The sequence below is a fragment of the Streptomyces sp. LS-MS-L19 genome (genome assembly GCF_058382285.1).
On the sequence record NZ_JBYCLL010000001.1, the window covers coordinates 4,777,196 to 4,796,708 of the forward strand.

The window sequence follows — 19,513 nt, forward strand, 5'->3', positions numbered from 1 at the left end:
GTCACACCGTGGTGGGCAATGCTTTCGCGCCATCTTCGGTGACCCGGGTGGCGCCGAAGTACTCAGAAGTGTCGATCGGGTCGAACCGGATCACAGCACCTGTTCTCGGTGCGTCGATCATGTATCCGCCGCCCACATAAATCCCTACATGGTGGATGGCACGCGAATTTGTCGGGTCCTTGGAGAAGAACACCAGGTCCCCCGGCAACAGTTCACTTCTGGCCGGATGCGGGCCGGCGTTGTACTGGTCGTTGGCGACGCGCGGAAGGGTGACGCCCACGCTCTTGTACGCGGCCTGCGTCAGCCCCGAACAGTCGAAGCGCCCGCCCTGCTCGGCCGTACCGGTCCCGCCCCACAGATAGGGCGTCCCGAGCTTCTTCTGCGCGTAGTAGATGGCACCGGCGGCCTGCTTGGAGGGATCGACCCGGCTCGTCGGCGCCGCGAAGCTCTCCTCCAGGGTCGTGATGGTCTTCACGTAGTTCTGGGTCTCCTTGTACGGCGGCACGCCCCCGTACTTGATGACCGCGTAGGCGCCCGCGTTGTAGGAGGCGAGCATGTTGTCGGTGAGGTTGCCCGGCACGTCCTTCACGTAGGACGCGAGCGAGCAGTCGTACGAAGCCGCCGACGGAATGGCGTCGTTGGGGTCCCAGACGTCCTTGTCGCCGTCCCCGTCGCCGTCGACGCCGTGGGTGGCCCAGGTCCCCGGGATGAACTGCGCTATGCCCTGCGCCGCCGCGGCGCTCTGCGCGTTGGGGTTGAACCCGCTCTCCTGGTAGAGCTGCGCGGCGAGCAGGGCCGGGTTGATGGCGGGGCAGAGGTTGCCCCACTTCTGCACGAGCTGCTGGTAGGCGGCGGGTACGGCCCCCTTGGCCAGGGACCTGGTGGCTCCGCCCACCCCGCCCGCGAGGTTCCCCGCGACGACGTAGACCCCGACGACGAGCAGCATCACGAAGCTGAGCCCCGCCCCGAGAACGGCGCCCGTCACGAGCCACGCCTTACGCACCGTCAACCGCCCCTCACCGACCGGGAGTCCGCCCGCGCCAGTTTATGAGCTTCCCCGGCGGAAACCGGGGTACTCGGCGGGGTCGGCGCAAAGATCGGCAGGACAGGGGTCAGCGGACCGCGTCCCGGTACAGCGCGGCGGCCTCCGCCCCGAGCACCACGCTGTACGACACGTCGGGGGTCAGCCCGCCCTCCTCGTGCCCGCCGAGCACCCCGACGACCTGCCCGTTCCCGTTCACCCAGGGACTGCCGCTGGTCCCGCCGGTGAACTCCGGGCACTCGATGCGCTGTTGCGTACGGCTGTGCGCGGTCGGCTTGTTGGTGCAGGTGACCGGCACGTCCCGGGAGGAGGGGTACCCGGTGACGGTGACGGCGGTGGCCCCGGTCGCCGTACCCGTCGTGAACCGGTTCCCGCCGACGCGGTCCTGGACCTTCCCGTCCACCGTGGCGAAGGCGAGGTCGCTGTCCTCGTCCTGCCCCTGGGACCACCCCGCCGGCAGGTACCGCTTCCCCACCTTCCACTTGCCGTACGGCGCGGTCCCGTCCCGGTACCCGGGCACGAACACCAGGTCGTCGTCGCCGTCGAGGCAGTGCGCGGCGGTGACGAGGAGGTCCTGGTGCGGGCTGCGGACGACGGAGGCGGTACAGATGTGCCGGGTCCCGTCGAACAGGGCTCCCACCGGGGCGTACTGCGAGGTCGCGGGCGCGACCTCGGTCACTCCGAACGGCCCTGTCCCGTCGTCGGCGATCGCCTCGGACGACGCGGTGACGGCGAGCAGGACGACGACGGCGTACAGAGCGGTACGTGACGTGCGCTTCATCGGACGCCAGCATTCCGCACGAAGGTGAGAAAAGGGTCAACCAGCCTGCGAGCGTGTGGATCGCGGCCCCCTGGGCAGTCGGGTCCGGACACCCGACCCCAGGAGGCCCGTGTGTTCGACGGCTTCGAGCTGACCCGCCGCGACGGCCTGGACGGAGTCCGGCTGCGGGTGCGGCACGGGGGTGACGGCCCGGCCGTGCTCCTGCTGCACGGGCACCCCCGTACCCACGCCACCTGGCACCGCGTCGCCCCGCTGCTGGCCGCGGCCGGTCGCACCGTCGTCTGCCCCGACCTGCGCGGCTACGGCCGGTCCGACAAGCCCCCGACCGACCCGGAGCACCGCCCGTACTCCAAGCGCGCCATGGCCGGCGACTGCCTGGCGGTGATGCGCGGGCTCGGTCACGAGCGGTTCGCGGTGGTCGGGCACGACCGGGGCGCGTACGTGGCCACCCGCCTCGCCCTGGACCACCCCGAGGCGGTGTCCGCGCTCAGCGTGCTGGACGCCGTCCCCATCGGGGAGGCCCTGCGCCGCTGCGACGCCGGTTTCGCCGCGAGCTGGTGGCACTGGTTCTTCCTCGGACAGACCGCCAAGCCCGCCGAACGCGTCATCAACGCCGACCCGGACGCCTGGTACACGGCCACCGCCGAGCAGATGGGCGCCGAGGCCTACGAGGACTTCCACCACGCCATCCACGACCCGGCCACCGTGCACGCCATGTGCGAGGACTACCGGGCCGGGCTCGGCGTCGACCGGCAGCACGACGACGCGGACCAGCGGGCGGGCCGGCGCATCGGCTGCCCCCTCCAGATCCTGTGCGCCACCCGCGACGACATGGCCGAGCTCTACGGCGACGTCCTGGACGTCTGGCGCGACTGGGCCGCCGGCCCACTGGAAGGCGGCCCGATCGACTCCGGCCACCACATGGCCGAGGAGGCCCCGGAGGCCTTGGCCGAGGCGCTGAGCGCGTTCTGGAAGGACGTCGGGACCACCGGGGCGTGAGAACCCACCGGCCGCCAGGACGACCCGGAGTCACCACGAGCGAGCCCGAGCGAGCGACCGCGTCCCCTGCCACCCGCCGGGCCACCCGCGCGGCCACCCGCCGAGCCCGACACGCAGCCCCCACCGAGCCGTCCGTCACGGAGCCGTCCGTCACGCGACAACCCGGAGCTCGATGACCCGAGCTGGATGACCGGAGCCCGATGACCGGAGCTCGATGACCCGAGCTGGATGACCGGAGCCCGATGACCCGAGCCCGATGACCCGAGCCCGATGACCCGAACTGGTTGACCGGAGCCGCAGCAGCCCTACGCCTCAACCCCGCGCCCCCACCCCCTCGGGAAACCGCGTCCCCGTCAGCTCCTCCGACGCCGTCCACAGACGCCGGGCCACCGCTGCGTCGCTCGCGGCCGCGCTCCGGCCCACCAGCGTCGGCGCGCCCCGCAGCTCCCCGAATCCGTCCGGTCCCACATAGCTCGCCCCCGGCAGGTCCTGCGTCGCCGCGTACAGCGTGGGCAGCGCGCCCGCCCTGTCGTCCTGCGCCAGGAACCTGTTGCCGAACTTCATGAACACCCGGGCCGCCGCACTCGACGCGTGGCTCTGGAGGTTCGTGGCCGAGTAGCCGGGGTGCGCGGCCGTGGCGCGGACCCGGGACCCCGACTCCGTCAGCCGCCGCTGGAGCTCGAGCACGAACAGCAGGTTCGCCAGCTTCGACTGGCCGTAGACGCCCCTCGGGTCGTAGGCCGACGTCCTGTTCAGGTCCTCGAAGTGGATCCGCTGGTCGCCCCAGCGGTGCGCGCCCGAGGACACCGTCACCACCCGGTCCGTGAGGTACGGCAGCAGCAGGTTCGTCAGCGCGAAGTGGCCCAGGTGGTTGGTGCCGAACTGCATCTCGAAGCCGTCCGCCGTCCGCTGCTGCGGGATCATCATCACGCCCGCGTTGTTGATCAGCAGGTCCAGCGGACGGTCCCACGCCGCCGCGAACTCCCGTACCGACGACAGGTCCGCCAGATCCAGCCGCCGCACCTCCGTGCTGCCGCCGACGGTCCTGGCCGCCGCCTCACCGCGCTCCGGGTCCCGTACGGCGAACACGACGTGCGCGCCCGCCCCGGCCAGGGCCTCGGCGGCCCGGAGTCCGATACCGCTGTTCGCCCCGGTGACCACCGCCGTGCGGCCGGTCTGGTCCGGGAGGCGGGTCGCGTCCCACTTCTGCTGCTTGTCCGTAGCCATGAGCCGAATGTAGACGCCGCCAACAATGCTGTCAATGACAACAATGCTGGCGTCGACTACATCCGGATACGATGGCGCCCATGCCAGCCGAGAAGCCCGAGACCCGCCCGTACCACCACGGAGACCTGCGCTCCGCCCTTCTCGCCGCCGCCGAGCGCACCCTCCGCGACAAGGGCACCTCCGCCTCCCTGTCCCTGCGTGAACTCGCCCGCGACATCGGTGTCAGCCACGCGGCCCCCGGCCGGCACTTCAAGGACAAGCAGGCCCTGCTGGACGCCCTCGCCCTGGTCGGCTTCGACCGCATGGCCGAGGTCCTCGAAGCCGCCGACGATCCGGGACCGCCCCTCCAGGACCGCCTCACCACCCTCGCCCGGGCCTATCTCCGCTTCGCCATCGACAACCCCGAGCTCCTCGAGGTGATGTACGCCCGCAAGCACGAGCCCGACGCCGCCGAGCAGCTGGCCGCCGCGATCGACCGCACGGTGGGCTCCCTGGAACGGGCCGTCGCCGCCGCCCAGCAGCGCGGCGAGATCGTGGAGGGCGACCCCGAAGAGCTCACCCTGGTGGTGGGCACCGCCCTGCACGGCCTGGCGTCCTTCGCCATCACCGGCAAGTTCACCACCGAGGCCGCGATGGGCGCCGTGGCGGGACTGATCCACCACCTGATGCACGGCCTCAGGCCCCGCTGACCCACGCCCCCCGTACTCCGCCCACACACCCGGGAGTTGTGTGCGACGCGTGTAGATGGTCAAGCCGTGACCATCCCCCGCCCATCCAGCCGCCATTGATCAGCAATCCCGCAACGCCCTTCGGTAAGGCGGTAGTCAGGATTCCGGAACCCGTCTTGTTGTCACGTACTCAACAAGGCGATGGTCTACGCGGGTCGCCGCCCCCACCGGGAACCTCACCGGTGGTCCCCCACTGCAGGCCTCTGCAACCACTCCCAGGAGGCTGTCCGTTGCGTACTCCCAACTCCCCCCACATAGCCGGCAGATGGCGCCGGGCCGGCTCCACCGCCGTGGCCACCACCGCCCTCGTGTTCGCCGGCCTCGGCACCGCCGCCCACGCGACGGCGGCCACGCCCGACCACGTGAGCGCCAAGACCGTCGCCACCGCCGTCGCGAAGGCGCACGTGCAGTACGAGAGCGCGTGTGACGCCACCCCCAAGAAGGGCTACGCCGCCTGCAACGCCCTGCGCGTCACCGCCGGCACCACCGCCTTCATGGAGAAGCAGGCCGCGCTCAAGGGCGTGACCGCCAAGACGCTCAAGCCGAACGCCGCTTCCGCCACCCCGACCGGTTACGGCCCGAGCGACCTGCGTTCCGCCTACGGCCTGACCTCCGCGTCCGCGAACAACGGCGCCGGCCAGACCATCGCCATCGTCGACGCCTACGACGACCCCAACGCCGCCGCCGACCTGGCCACTTACCGCAGCTACTACGGCCTGCCGGCGTGCACGGTCGCCAACGGCTGCTTCAAGAAGGTCTCCCAGACCGGCTCCACGACCTCCCTGCCCACGGCCGACAGCGGCTGGGCCGGCGAGATCTCCCTCGACCTAGACATGGTCTCCGCGATCGCCCCCAACGCCCACATCCTGCTGGTCGAGGCGAGTTCGTCGAGCATGGCCAACCTGGGCAAGGCGGTGAACGAGGCCGTCACCCTGGGCGCCAAGTTCGTCTCCAACTCCTACGGCGGCTCCGAGTCCTCCTCGGACACCTCGTACGACTCCTCCTACTTCAACCACCCGGGCGTCGCCATCACCGTCTCCGCCGGCGACGAGGCCTACGGCGCCGAGTACCCGGCCGCCTCCAAGTACGTGACCGCGGTGGGCGGCACGGCCCTCAAGACCTCCTCCACCACCCGTGGCTGGACCGAGACGGTCTGGAAGACCAGCTCCACCGAGGGCACCGGCTCCGGCTGCTCCGCCTACGACGCCAAGCCCACCTGGCAGACCGACACCGGCTGCACCAAGCGCATGATCGCCGACGTCTCCGCCGTCGCCGACCCCGCCACCGGCGTCTCCGTCTACGACTCCTACGGCGCCGACGGCACCGGCTGGAACACCTACGGCGGCACCAGCGCCTCCGCCCCGATCATCGCGTCGGTGTACGCCCTCGCGGGCACCCCGGGCAGCAGCGACTACCCGGCCCAGTACCCCTACGAGGACACCTCCGCCCTCAACGACGTGACCTCGGGCAACAACGGCACCTGCTCCACGAGCTACTTCTGCACCGCCCGGACGGGCTACGACGGCCCGACCGGACTCGGCACCCCGCAGGGCCTGGGCGCCTTCGGCGGCTGAGCGGGTACCCGATACGTCCCCGTCGGGTCACGGGGGCGCCGCCCTTGAGAGGGGGACGTGGGGTCCCCTCGGCGGCACAACGGCAACGGGCCGCGACATCCGGTCGCGGCCCGTTCGCCGTGCACGTGTGAGCCGTGGCGCTGCGGATCAGGTCAAGTGAGCGCCGCCCGCAGTCCAACGGGCTTTCATCGCCGGGTAACGCCGACGCCCGGTTCGGTAAGGCGTGGGTCAGGAATCCACCGGGTCCCTTGTTGTCACGTGCTCAACAAGAGGACCGTCGTCGCAGGCCGCCGCCCGCCGCCGGGGACCCCGCCCGGACGGCACGCACCCGCACCGCCCCTGTTCCCTCACCTCAGGAGGCTGCACCTTGCGTACCGACTTCCCCCACATACGGCTGAGATGGCGCCACGTCGGCACCGCCACGGCCGCCACCGTCGCCCTCGTCCTCGCCGGTCTCGGCACCGCCGTCCACGCGGACGCGACCACCTCGTCCAAGGTCACCTGGACCGCGACCCCCTGCGCCACCCCCAAGAAGGCCGGCGAACTCGCCTGCGACTCCCTGCGCGTGACCGGCGGCACCACCGCCTTCCAGAAGGCCCAGCAGGCCCGGGGCGTCACCCCGAAGGCCGCGGACGCCGCCACCCCCACCGGCTACGGCCCGAGCGACCTGCGCTCCGCCTACGGCCTGACCTCCGCCGCCGCTTCGGGCGGCACCGGCCAGACCATCGCCATCGTCGACGCCTACGACGACCCCAACGCCGAGGCCGACCTCGCCAAGTACCGCTCGTACTACGGCCTCTCCGCCTGCACCACCGCCAACGGCTGCTTCAAGAAGGTCAGCCAGACCGGCTCCACCACCGCGCTGCCCCGCAGCGACGCCGGCTGGTCCGAGGAGATCTCCCTCGACCTCGACATGGTCTCCGCGATCGCCCCCAACGCCCACATCCTGCTGGTCGAGGCCAAGTCGGCGACCATGGCCAACCTCGGCACCGCGGTGAACGAGGCCGTCACCCTGGGCGCCAAGTTCGTCTCCAACTCCTACGGCGGCTCCGAGTCCTCGAGCGACACCTCGTACGACTCCTCCTACTTCAACCACCCGGGCGTCGCCATCACCGTCTCCGCCGGCGACGAGGCCTACGGCGCCGAGTACCCGGCCGCCTCCAAGTACGTGACGTCGGTCGGCGGCACCGCCCTCACCGCGTCCTCCACCACCCGCGGCTGGACCGAGACGGTCTGGAAGACCAGCAGCACCGAGGGCACCGGCTCCGGCTGCTCCGCCTACGACGCCAAGCCCACCTGGCAGACCGACACCGGCTGTACCAAGCGCATGATTTCGGACGTCTCCGCCGTCGCCGACCCCGCCACCGGCGTCTCCGTCTACGACTCCTACGGCGTCACCGCGGGCTGGTACACCTTCGGCGGCACCAGCGCCGCGGCCCCGATCATCGCGGGCGTCTACGCACTGGCCGGCACGCCCAGGAGCAGCGACTACCCGGCCCAGTACCCCTACAAGCACACCTCGGCCCTCAACGACGTGACCTCCGGCAACAACGGCACCTGCACCACGAGCTACTTCTGCACCGCCACCACGGGCTACGACGGCCCGACCGGACTCGGCACCCCGGAAGGAGTAACCGCCTTCACCAACTGACTCTCCGTCAACGAACGGGCCGCGGGCTCCCCTACCGCGGCCCGTTCGTCATACCGGGGGCACTCCGGGTTAGCCTTCACCCGCAGAACATCGGTGCCAGAAGCGCCGCAGGTCGTAAGAGGGGTCAACGACGGAACCACACGACGGGTTCCGCTCAGGCCTCATTGCCCGGCGTGACCTGCCGTGATACACAGAGTGACCAGACAGTCATTCGTACGAAACCCGCCAGCCAATGACGCCAAGTCGACATACGACGGCGGAATTGTCGGCGACAATGATGCCTGACCTCTGCGCCCCCGCAGGGGGACGGAACTACCCACCAGGGGCGGTGACTTACATGTTCTTTGCGGCCGACAAGGGAGACATCAACACCATCATCGGCGGGATCGCTCCCGACTGGGGGCCCTTCGGGGCGCTGGGGACCGAAGCGAAGACGATGATCCAGGTCGTCATGGCAGTCGCCATCCTGCTCTGCCTCGGCATCGCCATCTGGGGCGCCGCGAAGCAGCGCATCGGCGCCACCGCCCTGCGGGACACCTTCAGCGCGGAACAGGGCAAGGGCCTCATCATCGCGGGCCTGACCGGGGTCTTCATCATCGGATCGCTCGGCACACTCTTCACCATCGTGTACGGCATGGCCGTATAGCCGTCGCGTCCGGTCGACGCACCTCCAGTCCGGCCGGGCACCCCCGGTACCCCCTCCTACCCCACCCGTCCGCAGTGCCCACCGGCTGAGGTTGCGTTCCCTGATGTCGAGTCACCACACCGCACCCGCGCGGGAACCAGCGCGGCTACCGTCGTACTCCTACGGGTTTTCGTACGACGTCGAGGGGGCGTGAGCGGCATGAGTCCGGGAGACGACCACGAGGGCTACGGCGGCACGGGCCAGACCCGCACCCGCTACCCGGAGCGCCCCGGCGACGTCTACGGCGGCGCCCGCCGCTCCCCCCGCTCCTCCTCCAGAAGCCTCATCACCGTCGTAGGCGTCATCGTCCTCCTGATCGCAGCAATCGCCTTCGCGAACCGCGGCGACGACGACACGGGCTCCTCGGCCACGGGAACAGCGGGGCAGCCGAAGAGCTCGTCCACGACAGCCAGTGGTGAGGCCCCGGTGCAGTCGAAGGCGAGCGGCATCCCTACGGGGTTCGCCCATGACGCACAGGGGGCACAGAGCGCGGCGGCCAACTACGCCGTGGCCCTGGGATCCACCGGCATGTTCGCGAAGGCCACCCGCGACACCGTCCTCCAGGCCATCATCACGCCCTCCCGGGTCCCCGGCCTCGAGGCCGCGCTCGACAAGGCGTACACCCCCGAGTTCAACCAGAGCCTGGGCCTGAACGCTGACGGCTCGGCACCCGAGGGCTACACGTTCGTGTCCCGCACGAGCCCGATCGGCACAAAGGTCACCCAGACGTCGGCGGCCACCACCACGGTCGACGTGTGGTGCGGCGGTCTCCTCGGGCTGGCCGGCACGAACTCGACCAACCCGGTCACCAGCAGCTGGTTCACCATCACGATGAAGCTGGAATGGACCAGCAACACCTGGAAGATCGTGACGCACTCCCAGAAGGAGGGCCCGTCGCCCGTCCCCGGCGACGACAAGGCCTCCAGTGCCGACGAGATGGCGAAGGCCGTCGAGGAGTACGGAGGGTTCACCTATGCGCGCTAGCCGACGTGTCCTCACCCTGGCCGGCGCCGCAGCCGCCCTCCAGACCACCGCGGTGCTCCTGGCCACGCGTGCCTTCGCCGCGCCCACACCCAGCCCCACACCGACGCCGAGCCCCTCCCAGAGCAGCGACTGCTCCCTGATCGCACCTCCGGCTCGGGACTACTGCGAACAGGGCGGCGGTGCCGGCAGCGGCGGCTCCACCCCCAGCCTCACCTCCACCCTGGACCCCCTCTCGTCCCTCGCCCAGGGCTGCGCCAAAGCCGCCGCCTGGACCATCAACAAGCTCAGCGACGCCGTAAAAGACACCGCAAACGTCGACTTCACCAACCAGAAGTTCCTCCAGCAGTACGCCGTCGTCTTCGCCGCCTCCACCATCCTCACCCTCCTCCTGTGGCTGCTCGCGGTCGCCAAGCGCGCGGTACGAGGCGTCCCCCTCACCACCGCCATCAGCGAAGCGATCGGCTTCCTCTGGCTGACCGTCCTCGCCTCCGCCTTCACCCCCCTCATCCTCTACACCGTCGTATCGGCGACCGACGGCGTCTCCGAGGTCCTCGCGAAAGCCACCGGCGACCAGACCGACACCTTCTTCGGCACCTTCTCCGGCGCCCTGGAGAAGGGCAACGACATCGGCGGCGGCCCCATCATGCTGATCGTCGTCTCCCTGGTCAGCATCCTCGCCGCCGGAGTCCTCTGGCTGGAGCTCGTCATCAGAGCCGCACTCCTCTACGTCGGCGCCCTCCTCGGCACCGTCGTCTACGCCGGCCTCGTCGACAAGAACCTCTGGGGCCACGTCCGCCGCTGGGCCGGCATCATGATCGCCGTCATCCTGGTCAAACCGGTGATCGTCATCGTCCTCGGCCTCGCCGGCGCCCTGTCCTCCGACGACGGCCCCGACGCCTTCTCCGCCGTCGTCTCCGGCCTCGCCATCATCCTGCTCGCCATCTTCGCCAGCGCGATGATCTACCGCTTCGTCCCCGGCTTCGGCGACGAGATCGCCGGCTCCCGCAACAACCGCATCATGCAGAACGCCGAGGGCAAGGCGGCGGCCGTCATCAGCTCGCCCGCCACCCTCGTCGCCCAGGGCATCAAGACCCACAGCTCCCGGGCCGACAACAACGGTCAGGCCTCCGGAGGCTCGGGCGCCCGCCCGAGCAACCCGGCGTCCGGCGGAGTCGCCGCCCACAGCTCGCGCACCCCGAACGGAGGCGGCGGATCTGTCCCCTCCGCCGCTCCCGCTCCCCGCGCGGGCAACCCGGTGAACACCCCGCACGCCAGCAACACCCGCAACGGTAGTAGCAACAGCACAGGAGGTGACGGGCGTTGACGACCGAGTCCCACGTGTCGCATACGGTCACGCCCCGCCGTACATATCTGATCGGCCGCGCCCGGCCGAACGCGATCGTCGGCAGGAACCGTGAGACCGGCGAGATCGCGCTGATCATCGTCGGCGCGTTCCTCGGCATGATGTGCGGGCTCCTCGTCCCGGTGCTCTCCCTGCGCATCGTGCTCCTGATGGGCTTCCCGCTCGTCGCGCTGGCCGCGGTCTACGTGCCGTACAAGCGCCGCACCTTCTACAAGTGGTTCGAGATCAACCGCAGTTACAAGCGCACCCTGCGCCAGGGCACCACCTACCGCTCCTCCGTCATGGAGGCCGGTACCCACGTCGACGGCCGCGAGGTCGAGGTCGGCCCGCCCCCCGGCATCGGCCGGATCAACTGGCTCGCCGCCCCCTTCGGCCCCGACGAGATCGCCGTACTGCTCCACGCGGACCGCCGTACCGTCACCGCCGCCATCGAGATCGAGGGCCCCGGCGTCGGCCTGCGCGACTCCGAGGACCAGGAAGCCCTCGTCGACCGCTTCGGCACCCTCCTCAAGCACGTGGCCAACGGCGACGGCTTCGTCACCCGCCTCCAGATGCTCGCCCGCACCCTCCCCGCCGACCCCGACGCCCACGCCAAGGACGTCGCCGTCCGCGGGGACGACAAGGCGCTGCCCTGGCTCCAGACGTCGTACGACCAACTCCAGTCGATGGTGTCGACCAGCAGCGAACAGCACCGCGCCTACCTCGTCGCGTGCATGCACTACACCCGCGAACTCGCCGCGGAGGCCCACGCGATGGCCCGCGCCGCCCGCCCGCAGAACGGCCGCAGGCTGGACAAGGACGCCGGTCTCGCGGTCGTCATGGCCCGCGAGCTCACCGACATCTGCTCGCGCCTCCAGGAGGCCGACATCCGGGTCCGACAGCCCCTCGGCCAGGGCCGGTTGGCATCGCTGATCCACTCCATGTACGACCCCGACCACCCCATCGACCACATCCAGGCGATGACCAAGCGCAACGCCTGGCCGGCCGAACTCGACGCCATGGAACCGACGTTCCTCCAGGCGAAGACGAGGGAGTCCTCCACCCGCGCCCCCTGGTGCCACGCCACCGCGTGGGTCAAGGAGTGGCCGATGACCCCGGTGGGCGTCAACTTCCTCGCCCCGCTCCTCGTCCACACCCCGGACGTCATCCGCACGGTCGCCGTCACGATGGACCTCGAACCCACCGAGGTCGCCATCGAGCGCATGCTGACCGAGAAGACCAACGACGAGGCCGAAGCGTCCCGCGCCGCCAAGATGAACCGCACGGTCGACCCCCGGGACGTGGCCGCCCACTCCCGCCTCGACCAGCGCGGCGAGGACCTCGCCAGCGGCGCGGCCGGCGTCAACCTGGTCGGCTACATCACCGTCTCCTCCCGCTCCCCCGAGGCCCTGGCCCGCGACAAGCGGACCATCCGAGCCTCGGCCGGAAAGTCGTACCTGAAGCTGGAGTGGTGCGACCGCGAGCACCACCGCGCCTTCGTGAACACGCTTCCGTTCGCCACCGGCATCCGAAAGTAGGGGACCAAGCATGCGGGATCCGCTGTCCGTCCTCACCGACGCCTTCACGTCCTTCCTCTTCGGGAAGGTCGAGACGACCCGCCTGCCGGTCCGCACCTCCACCGGCCAGGCGCAGGCGGTCTACCTCCCGACCGCCGCGCCCGGCCTCGGCGACTCGGGCGTGATCATCGGCCGCGAGGTCTACTCCGGCAAGGGCTACATCTACGACCCCTTCCAGCTCTACGGCCAGCAGCTGCCCGCACCCCACTGGCTGGTCCTCGGCGAGTCCGGCAACGGCAAGTCGGCGCTGGAGAAGACGTACGTCCTGCGGCAGCTGCGCTTCCGTGACCGCCAGGTCGTCGTCCTGGACGCCCAGGGCGAGGACGGCGCCGGCGAGTGGAACCTCATCGCGCAGGAGCTGGGGATAACTCCCATCCGGCTCGACCCGATGGCGGCCCTCGACCAGGGCATCCGCCTCAACCCCCTGGACCCGGCGATCACCACCACGGGCCAGCTCGCCCTGCTGCGCACCATCATCGAGGTCGCGATGGGCCATGGCCTCGACGAGCGCTCCGGCTTCGCCCTCAAGGTCGCGCACGCCTACGTCAACGAGACGATCGTCGAACGCCAGCCGATCCTCACGGACATCGTGGAGCAGCTACGGCACCCCGAGCCCGAGTCGGCCGAGGCGATGAACGTCGACATAGAGGACGTACGGGCCTGGGGCCTGGATGTCGCCCTGGTCCTGGACCGCCTGGTCGACGGTGACCTGCGGGGCATGTTCGACGGCCCGACCACGGTCGGCATCGACCTGGACGCGCCGCTGATCGTCTTCGATTTGTCCCACATCGACCGCAACTCCATCGCCATGCCCATCCTCATGGCGATCGTCGGAGTTTGGCTGGAACACACCTGGATCCGCCCCGACCGCAAGAAGCGCATCTTCCTCGTGGAAGAGGCCTGGCACATCATCAACAGCCCCTTCGTGGCCCAGCTGTTCCAGCGCCTGCTGAAGTTCGGCCGCCGCCTCGGCCTGTCCTTCGTGGCGGTGGTCCACCACCTGTCCGACGTGGTGGACGGAGCGGCGGCGAAGGAAGCGGCCGCGATCCTGAAGATGGCCTCGACCCGCACGATCTACGCCCAGAAGGCGGACGAGGCGAGGGCGACGGGCCGCGTCCTGGGCCTCCCCCGCTGGGCGGTGGAGATCATCCCGTCCCTCACCCCCGGCATCGCCGTCTGGGACGTCAACGGCAATGTCCAGGTCGTCAAACACCTGGTCACCGAGACGGAACGCCCCCTGGTCTTCACCGACCGCGCGATGACGGAATCCTCCACCGACCTCAACGACGACGCCCTGCGCGCCGCCGAGCTGGAGGCGGAGGAACGGGCGGCGGCCTTCGTGGAACAGCACATGGGCGACTCCGAGTCGACGGTGGCGTAGGAAGGGCGGGCAGTGGTGAGACCGGACGACCGCCACCGGAGCGGACAGGGAGGCCAGGGAGGCGTCCCGGACGGGCTGTTGGTCGGCATACTCGCCTTCCTCCTCGGCACGACCCTGCTGGTCTGGACGGCCACGGGCCTCGCGGCCCTCTTCGCCCAGGGCGCCTGGCCCGAGGACGTCACCTTCACCCGCACCCCCCTGGCCATGCGCCACCTCATCGGCCACCCCCAGGACATCCCCGGCGCCTGGCCCGACACCCCACCCGGCCAACTCTCCGGCTACGGCCTGGTCTGGGGCCTGTTCATCGGCCAACTGATGATCCTGGTCGTCCTCACGATCTTCGTGATGGGCACCCTGGCCCGCTGGAGAGCGGTACGGGCGAGGACGCGGGCGGAGAGGCTGGCGGCCCGGGAACATCGCCCGGCGCCCCAGGACCAGCCCCACGAAGTACCGGCTCAGAGGCCGGCACCCGAGCCGATGGTCGCGGCCCCACCACTGAATCCGCCCACGCAGCCGCAGTCGCCGATGGCGAGCAACCAGCCCGGGCTCCCCCTGCCCACCGAGCAACTCCGCGTGACGCCGACACCCGCCAAGCTGCCCACTTCCCTGTCCAAGGGTGAACGGGTGGGCGGGTGGGAAACACCTCGCGCCGAAGGCGCGATCCTCTACGCCCCCAGCGACACCCGCCACACCACCGCAACCCAAACCATCCGGGACGCGGAAGGCCCCACCCTCGTAGTCACCTCGAACCCAGCCATCTGGCAGGACACGAAGGACGCCCGAGCCAAACTCGGCCCGGTCCACGTCTACGACCCCACCCACCTCTGCGACACCCCGGCCCGCCTCCACTGGTCCCCCACCACCGGCTGCGAGACCAAGGAAACAGCGAAGGCCAGAGCACAGGCCCTCCTCGCCCCCATCCGCCCCACCGCAAAGATCGACCAGGCCGTCACCGACGTAGCCGAAACGCTCCTGCGCAGCTACCTCCACGCCGCCGCCATAGACGCCCGCACCATCCGCCACGTCCACCGCTGGTGCCAGGGCACCCAGATCCAGGACGCGGTACGAACCCTCCGCACCCACCCAAAGGCCTCCCCAGGCGCCGCGGGCGAACTCGAGGCAGCCCTGACCGCCCACCCGGAACGCCGGGACATCGCCCAGGAACTGACAGCGAGAGCCCTCGCCGCCCTCTTCACCGTCAACATCCGCGAGGCATGCACTCCCAACCGAAATGATGCCCTCGCCTTGGATTCCTTCGTCGACGAAGGGGGCACGCTTTATGTGGTGGGTGAATCCATCGAGGACCCCAGGACCAACCCCGGCGCGATGCCCCTTCTGACGGCTCTCGCCTCCAGCGTGGTCGAGCGTGGCCGGCACATGGCCGAACGGTCATCCGCCGGTCGCCTCGACCCACCACTGACGCTCGTCCTGGACGACGTCGCAGCCGTGGCTCCGCTTCCCCAGCTCCCGGAGCTGCTGGCCACCGGAGCGGACCGGGGGCTACCGACCCTGGCCCTGCTCCGGTCGCGGGAACAGGCCCGCACCCGCTGGCCGGACGCCGAACTGCCCGTGTAATCAGGAACGTTCGAGCACGAACTCCAGCTCGGACTGTCCGGGAGCCGCCGCGAGCGGCACCACCACTCCACTCGGCTCGAACCCGGCCTTGCGATAGAACCGCTGCGCCCGCCCGTTGTCCTCGTGCACGATCAGCCGCACCCGCTCGGCCCCGTGCGCCCACGCCCACTCCAGGGCGGCGTCGAACAGCACATCGGTGAGCCCACTGCCACGCTCCTCGGGCAGCACGAAGACCCCGACGAGATGCCCCTGCTTCCGCTCCACCGGAAACCCCGCCCAGTCCACGGTCCCGGGCTCCTCCAACAACACGGTCACCGTCCCGACCCACTGCCCGTCGGGCGCCTCGGCGATGATCGTCTGTACCTTGTCCGCCCCCTCGGCACCCTGGGTGGTCCGCTCCTTCCAGAAGGAGTCGGGCCGCGCGACGGCCTCCTCATAGGTCTCCAGGAAGGCGAGAGGCGCGACCGGATCCTGAAGTGCCGCAAGCCGCAACTCCTTCGCGGCGGGCCACTCTTGGGCACGGACGGACCGGATCACATAGCTCATAGAATTAAGCCTAAACGCAGAAAACCCCCGTTCCAAAAGGAACGGGGGTTTTCGCAAAGTTTGTTCGGCGGTGTCCTACTCTCCCACAGGGTCCCCCCTGCAGTACCATCGGCGCTGTAAGGCTTAGCTTCCGGGTTCGGAATGTAACCGGGCGTTTCCCTCACGCTATGACCACCGAAACACTATGAAACTCAGACCGGAAAACACACGGTCGTTGCCTCAGAACTAACACAGTGGACGCGAGCAAATATGGACAAGCCCTCGGCCTATTAGTACCGGTCACCTCCAGCGGTTACCCGCCTTCCAGATCCGGCCTATCAACCCAGTCGTCTACTGGGAGCCTTAACCCCTCAAAGGGGGTGGGAATACTCATCTCGAAGCAGGCTTCCCGCTTAGATGCTTTCAGCGGTTATCCCTCCCGAACGTAGCCAACCAGCCATGCCCTTGGCAGAACAACTGGCACACCAGAGGTTCGTCCGTCCCGGTCCTCTCGTACTAGGGACAGCCCTTCTCAATATTCCTACGCGCACAGCGGATAGGGACCGAACTGTCTCACGACGTTCTAAACCCAGCTCGCGTACCGCTTTAATGGGCGAACAGCCCAACCCTTGGGACCGACTCCAGCCCCAGGATGCGACGAGCCGACATCGAGGTGCCAAACCATCCCGTCGATATGGACTCTTGGGGAAGATCAGCCTGTTATCCCCGGGGTACCTTTTATCCGTTGAGCGACGGCGCTTCCACAAGCCACCGCCGGATCACTAGTCCCGACTTTCGTCCCTGCTCGACCCGTCGGTCTCACAGTCAAGCTCCCTTGTGCACTTACACTCAACACCTGATTACCAACCAGGCTGAGGGAACCTTTGGGCGCCTCCGTTACCCTTTAGGAGGCAACCGCCCCAGTTAAACTACCCATCAGACACTGTCCCTGATCCGGATCACGGACCCAGGTTAGACATCCAGCACGACCAGACTGGTATTTCAACGACGACTCCACAACCACTGGCGTGGCCGCTTCAAAGTCTCCCAGCTATCCTACACAAGCCGAACCGAACACCAATATCAAACTGTAGTAAAGGTCCCGGGGTCTTTCCGTCCTGCTGCGCGAAACGAGCATCTTTACTCGTAGTGCAATTTCACCGGGCCTATGGTTGAGACAGTCGAGAAGTCGTTACGCCATTCGTGCAGGTCGGAACTTACCCGACAAGGAATTTCGCTACCTTAGGATGGTTATAGTTACCACCGCCGTTTACTGGCGCTTAAGTTCTCAGCTTCGCCACACCGAAATGTGACTAACCGGTCCCCTTAACGTTCCAGCACCGGGCAGGCGTCAGTCCGTATACATCGCCTTACGGCTTCGCACGGACCTGTGTTTTTAGTAAACAGTCGCTTCTCGCTGGTCTCTGCGGCCACCCCCAGCTCACCAAGTAAATTGGATCACCAGGTGTGGCCCCCCTTCTCCCGAAGTTACGGGGGCATTTTGCCGAGTTCCTTAACCATAGTTCACCCGAACGCCTCGGTATTCTCTACCTGACCACCTGAGTCGGTTTAGGGTACGGGCCGCCATGAAACTCGCTAGAGGCTTTTCTCGACAGCATAGGATCATCCACTTCACCACAATCGGCTCGGCATCAGGTCTCAGCCTCATGTGCGACGGATTTGCCTATCGCACGGCCTACACCCTTACCCCGGGACAACCACCGCCCGGGATGGACTACCTTCCTGCGTCACCCCATCACTCACCTACTACCACCTTGGGTCAGCGGCTCCACCACTCCCCTCAACTCCGAAGAGATCAGGGCGGCTTCACGGCCTTAGCATTAATGGGTTCGATGTTTGACGCTTCACAGCGGGTACCGGAATATCAACCGGTTATCCATCGACTACGCCTGTCGGCCTCGCCTTAGGTCCCGACTTACCCTGGGCAGATCAGCTTGACCCAGGAACCCTTAGTCAATCGGCGCACACGTTTCCCACGTGTGTATCGCTACTCATGCCTGCATTCTCACTCGTGAACCGTCCACCACTGCCTTCCGGCGCAGCTTCACCCGGCACACGACGCTCCCCTACCCATCACAGCAGGCGTTGGCCCTATTGCTGCAATGACACGACTTCGGCGGTACGCTTGAGCCCCGCTACATTGTCGGCGCGGAATCACTAGACCAGTGAGCTATTACGCACTCTTTCAAGGGTGGCTGCTTCTAAGCCAACCTCCTGGTTGTCTCTGCGACTCCACATCCTTTCCCACTTAGCGTACGCTTAGGGGCCTTAGTCGATGCTCTGGGCTGTTTCCCTCTCGACCATGGAGCTTATCCCCCACAGTCTCACTGCCGCGCTCTCACTTACCGGCATTCGGAGTTTGGCTAAGGTCAGTAACCCGGTAGGGCCCATCGCCTATCCAGTGCTCTACCTCCGGCAAGAAACACACGACGCTGCACCTAAATGCATTTCGGGGAGAACCAGCTATCACGGAGTTTGATTGGCCTTTCACCCCTAACCACAGGTCATCCCCCAGGTTTTCAACCCTGGTGGGTTCGGTCCTCCACGAAGTCTTACCTCCGCTTCAACCTGCCCATGGCTAGATCACTCCGCTTCGGGTCTTGAGCGTGCTACTGAAACGCCCTATTCGGACTCGCTTTCGCTACGGCTACCCCACCCGGGTTAACCTCGCAACACACCGCAAACTCGCAGGCTCATTCTTCAAAAGGCACGCAGTCACGAGATATGTGCAAGCACATATCCGACGCTCCCACGGCTTGTAGGCACACGGTTTCAGGTACTATTTCACTCCGCTCCCGCGGTACTTTTCACCATTCCCTCACGGTACTATCCGCTATCGGTCACCAGGGAATATTTAGGCTTAGCGGGTGGTCCCGCCAGATTCACACGGGATTTCTCGGGCCCCGTGCTACTTGGGTGTCTCTCAAACGAGCCGCTGACGTTTCGACTACGGGGGTCTTACCCTCTACGCCGGACCTTTCGCATGTCCTTCGCCTACATCAACGGTTTCTGACTCGTCCCACGGCCGGCAGACCGTGGAAGAGAGATCCCACAACCCCGCATGCGCAACCCCTGCCGGGTCTCACACGCATACGGTTTGGCCTCATCCGGTTTCGCTCGCCACTACTCCCGGAATCACGGTTGTTTTCTCTTCCTGCGGGTACTGAGATGTTTCACTTCCCCGCGTTCCCTCCACACTGCCTATGTGTTCAGCAGCGGGTGACAGCCCATGACGACTGCCGGGTTTCCCCATTCGGAAACCCCCGGATCAAAGCCTGGTTGACGACTCCCCGGGGACTATCGTGGCCTCCCACGTCCTTCATCGGTTCCTGGTGCCAAGGCATCCACCGTGCGCCCTTAAAAACTTGGCCACAGATGCTCGCGTCCACTGTGCAGTTCTCAAACAACGACCAGCCACCCA

The 19,513-nt window shown here is 68.0% G+C and carries 14 protein-coding genes and 2 rRNA genes; 10 read left to right on the top strand and 6 right to left on the bottom strand.

The genetic code is table 11. The features are described from left to right. Nucleotide 1 precedes the first annotated feature (1 nt). Together AC2XR2_RS21370 and AC2XR2_RS21375 are read right to left on the bottom strand one after the other, a co-directional pair. The gene (locus tag AC2XR2_RS21370) at nt 2-1,009 is read right to left on the bottom strand and encodes a C40 family peptidase (RefSeq protein ID WP_381300267.1); all 1,008 of its coding nucleotides are present in this window, start codon (nt 1,007-1,009) and stop codon (nt 2-4) included. 103 nt (nt 1,010-1,112) lie between these two features. Beyond that, nucleotides 1,113-1,823: a trypsin-like serine peptidase gene (locus AC2XR2_RS21375; protein WP_491516010.1), complete on the bottom strand. Its 711-nt coding sequence runs from the start codon at nt 1,821-1,823 to the stop codon at nt 1,113-1,115. A 111-nt stretch (nt 1,824-1,934) separates the two neighbouring features. Between AC2XR2_RS21375 and AC2XR2_RS21380 the strand changes: the two genes are divergently transcribed. Beyond that, nucleotides 1,935-2,822: an alpha/beta hydrolase gene (locus AC2XR2_RS21380; protein WP_491516011.1), complete on the top strand. Its 888-nt coding sequence runs from the start codon at nt 1,935-1,937 to the stop codon at nt 2,820-2,822. Nucleotides 2,823-3,134: 312 nt separating this feature from the next. Here AC2XR2_RS21380 and AC2XR2_RS21385 read toward each other — a convergent pair whose 3' ends face one another. Continuing rightward, nucleotides 3,135-4,049 (bottom strand): oxidoreductase, encoded by a 915-nt coding sequence (locus tag AC2XR2_RS21385; RefSeq protein ID WP_491516012.1) that lies wholly within the window; start codon nt 4,047-4,049, stop codon nt 3,135-3,137. Nucleotides 4,050-4,120: 71 nt separating this feature from the next. On the opposite strand from AC2XR2_RS21385, the gene AC2XR2_RS21390 reads away from it, so the two are divergent. The 9 genes from AC2XR2_RS21390 (at nt 4,121) to AC2XR2_RS21430 (ending at nt 15,546) form a co-directional block, all read left to right on the top strand. Further along, complete coding sequence (locus tag AC2XR2_RS21390; protein WP_491516013.1) at nt 4,121-4,738, top strand: TetR/AcrR family transcriptional regulator; 618 nt, start codon at nt 4,121-4,123, stop codon at nt 4,736-4,738. Between the two features lie 269 nt (nt 4,739-5,007). Next, the gene (locus AC2XR2_RS21395; protein ID WP_491516014.1) at nt 5,008-6,351 is read left to right on the top strand and encodes a S53 family peptidase; all 1,344 of its coding nucleotides are present in this window, start codon (nt 5,008-5,010) and stop codon (nt 6,349-6,351) included. Between the two features lie 367 nt (nt 6,352-6,718). After that, the gene (locus AC2XR2_RS21400) at nt 6,719-8,002 is read left to right on the top strand and encodes a S53 family peptidase (protein ID WP_491516015.1); all 1,284 of its coding nucleotides are present in this window, start codon (nt 6,719-6,721) and stop codon (nt 8,000-8,002) included. Nucleotides 8,003-8,339: 337 nt separating this feature from the next. After that, nucleotides 8,340-8,648, top strand: coding sequence for a DUF8827 family protein (locus AC2XR2_RS21405; RefSeq protein WP_123761709.1), 309 nt, complete (start codon nt 8,340-8,342; stop codon nt 8,646-8,648). 198 nt (nt 8,649-8,846) lie between these two features. Next, nucleotides 8,847-9,671, top strand: coding sequence for a hypothetical protein (locus AC2XR2_RS21410; RefSeq protein ID WP_449349048.1), 825 nt, complete (start codon nt 8,847-8,849; stop codon nt 9,669-9,671). After that, complete coding sequence (locus AC2XR2_RS21415) at nt 9,661-10,995, top strand: hypothetical protein (protein ID WP_449349047.1); 1,335 nt, start codon at nt 9,661-9,663, stop codon at nt 10,993-10,995. Before AC2XR2_RS21410 ends, AC2XR2_RS21415 begins: the two co-directional genes overlap by 11 nt. Further along, nucleotides 10,992-12,551: an SCO6880 family protein gene (locus AC2XR2_RS21420; RefSeq protein ID WP_330265940.1), complete on the top strand. Its 1,560-nt coding sequence runs from the start codon at nt 10,992-10,994 to the stop codon at nt 12,549-12,551. Before AC2XR2_RS21415 ends, AC2XR2_RS21420 begins: the two co-directional genes overlap by 4 nt. 10 nt (nt 12,552-12,561) lie before the next feature. Further along, nucleotides 12,562-13,971: an ATP-binding protein gene (locus AC2XR2_RS21425; RefSeq protein ID WP_381300278.1), complete on the top strand. Its 1,410-nt coding sequence runs from the start codon at nt 12,562-12,564 to the stop codon at nt 13,969-13,971. Between the two features lie 15 nt (nt 13,972-13,986). Further along, nucleotides 13,987-15,546 (top strand): type IV secretory system conjugative DNA transfer family protein, encoded by a 1,560-nt coding sequence (locus AC2XR2_RS21430; protein ID WP_491518472.1) that lies wholly within the window; start codon nt 13,987-13,989, stop codon nt 15,544-15,546. Here the strand turns inward: AC2XR2_RS21430 and AC2XR2_RS21435 are convergent, their stop codons facing one another. The 3 genes from AC2XR2_RS21435 to AC2XR2_RS21445 all read right to left on the bottom strand — a co-directional run bounded on the left by AC2XR2_RS21435 (nt 15,547) and on the right by AC2XR2_RS21445 (nt 19,463). Beyond that, nucleotides 15,547-16,092 (bottom strand): GNAT family N-acetyltransferase, encoded by a 546-nt coding sequence (locus tag AC2XR2_RS21435; protein WP_491516016.1) that lies wholly within the window; start codon nt 16,090-16,092, stop codon nt 15,547-15,549. A gap of 62 nt (nt 16,093-16,154) precedes the next feature. Further along, nucleotides 16,155-16,271, bottom strand: a 5S ribosomal RNA gene (gene rrf / locus AC2XR2_RS21440). A 70-nt stretch (nt 16,272-16,341) separates the two neighbouring features. Beyond that, nucleotides 16,342-19,463, bottom strand: a 23S ribosomal RNA gene (locus AC2XR2_RS21445). Nucleotides 19,464-19,513 lie beyond the last annotated feature (50 nt).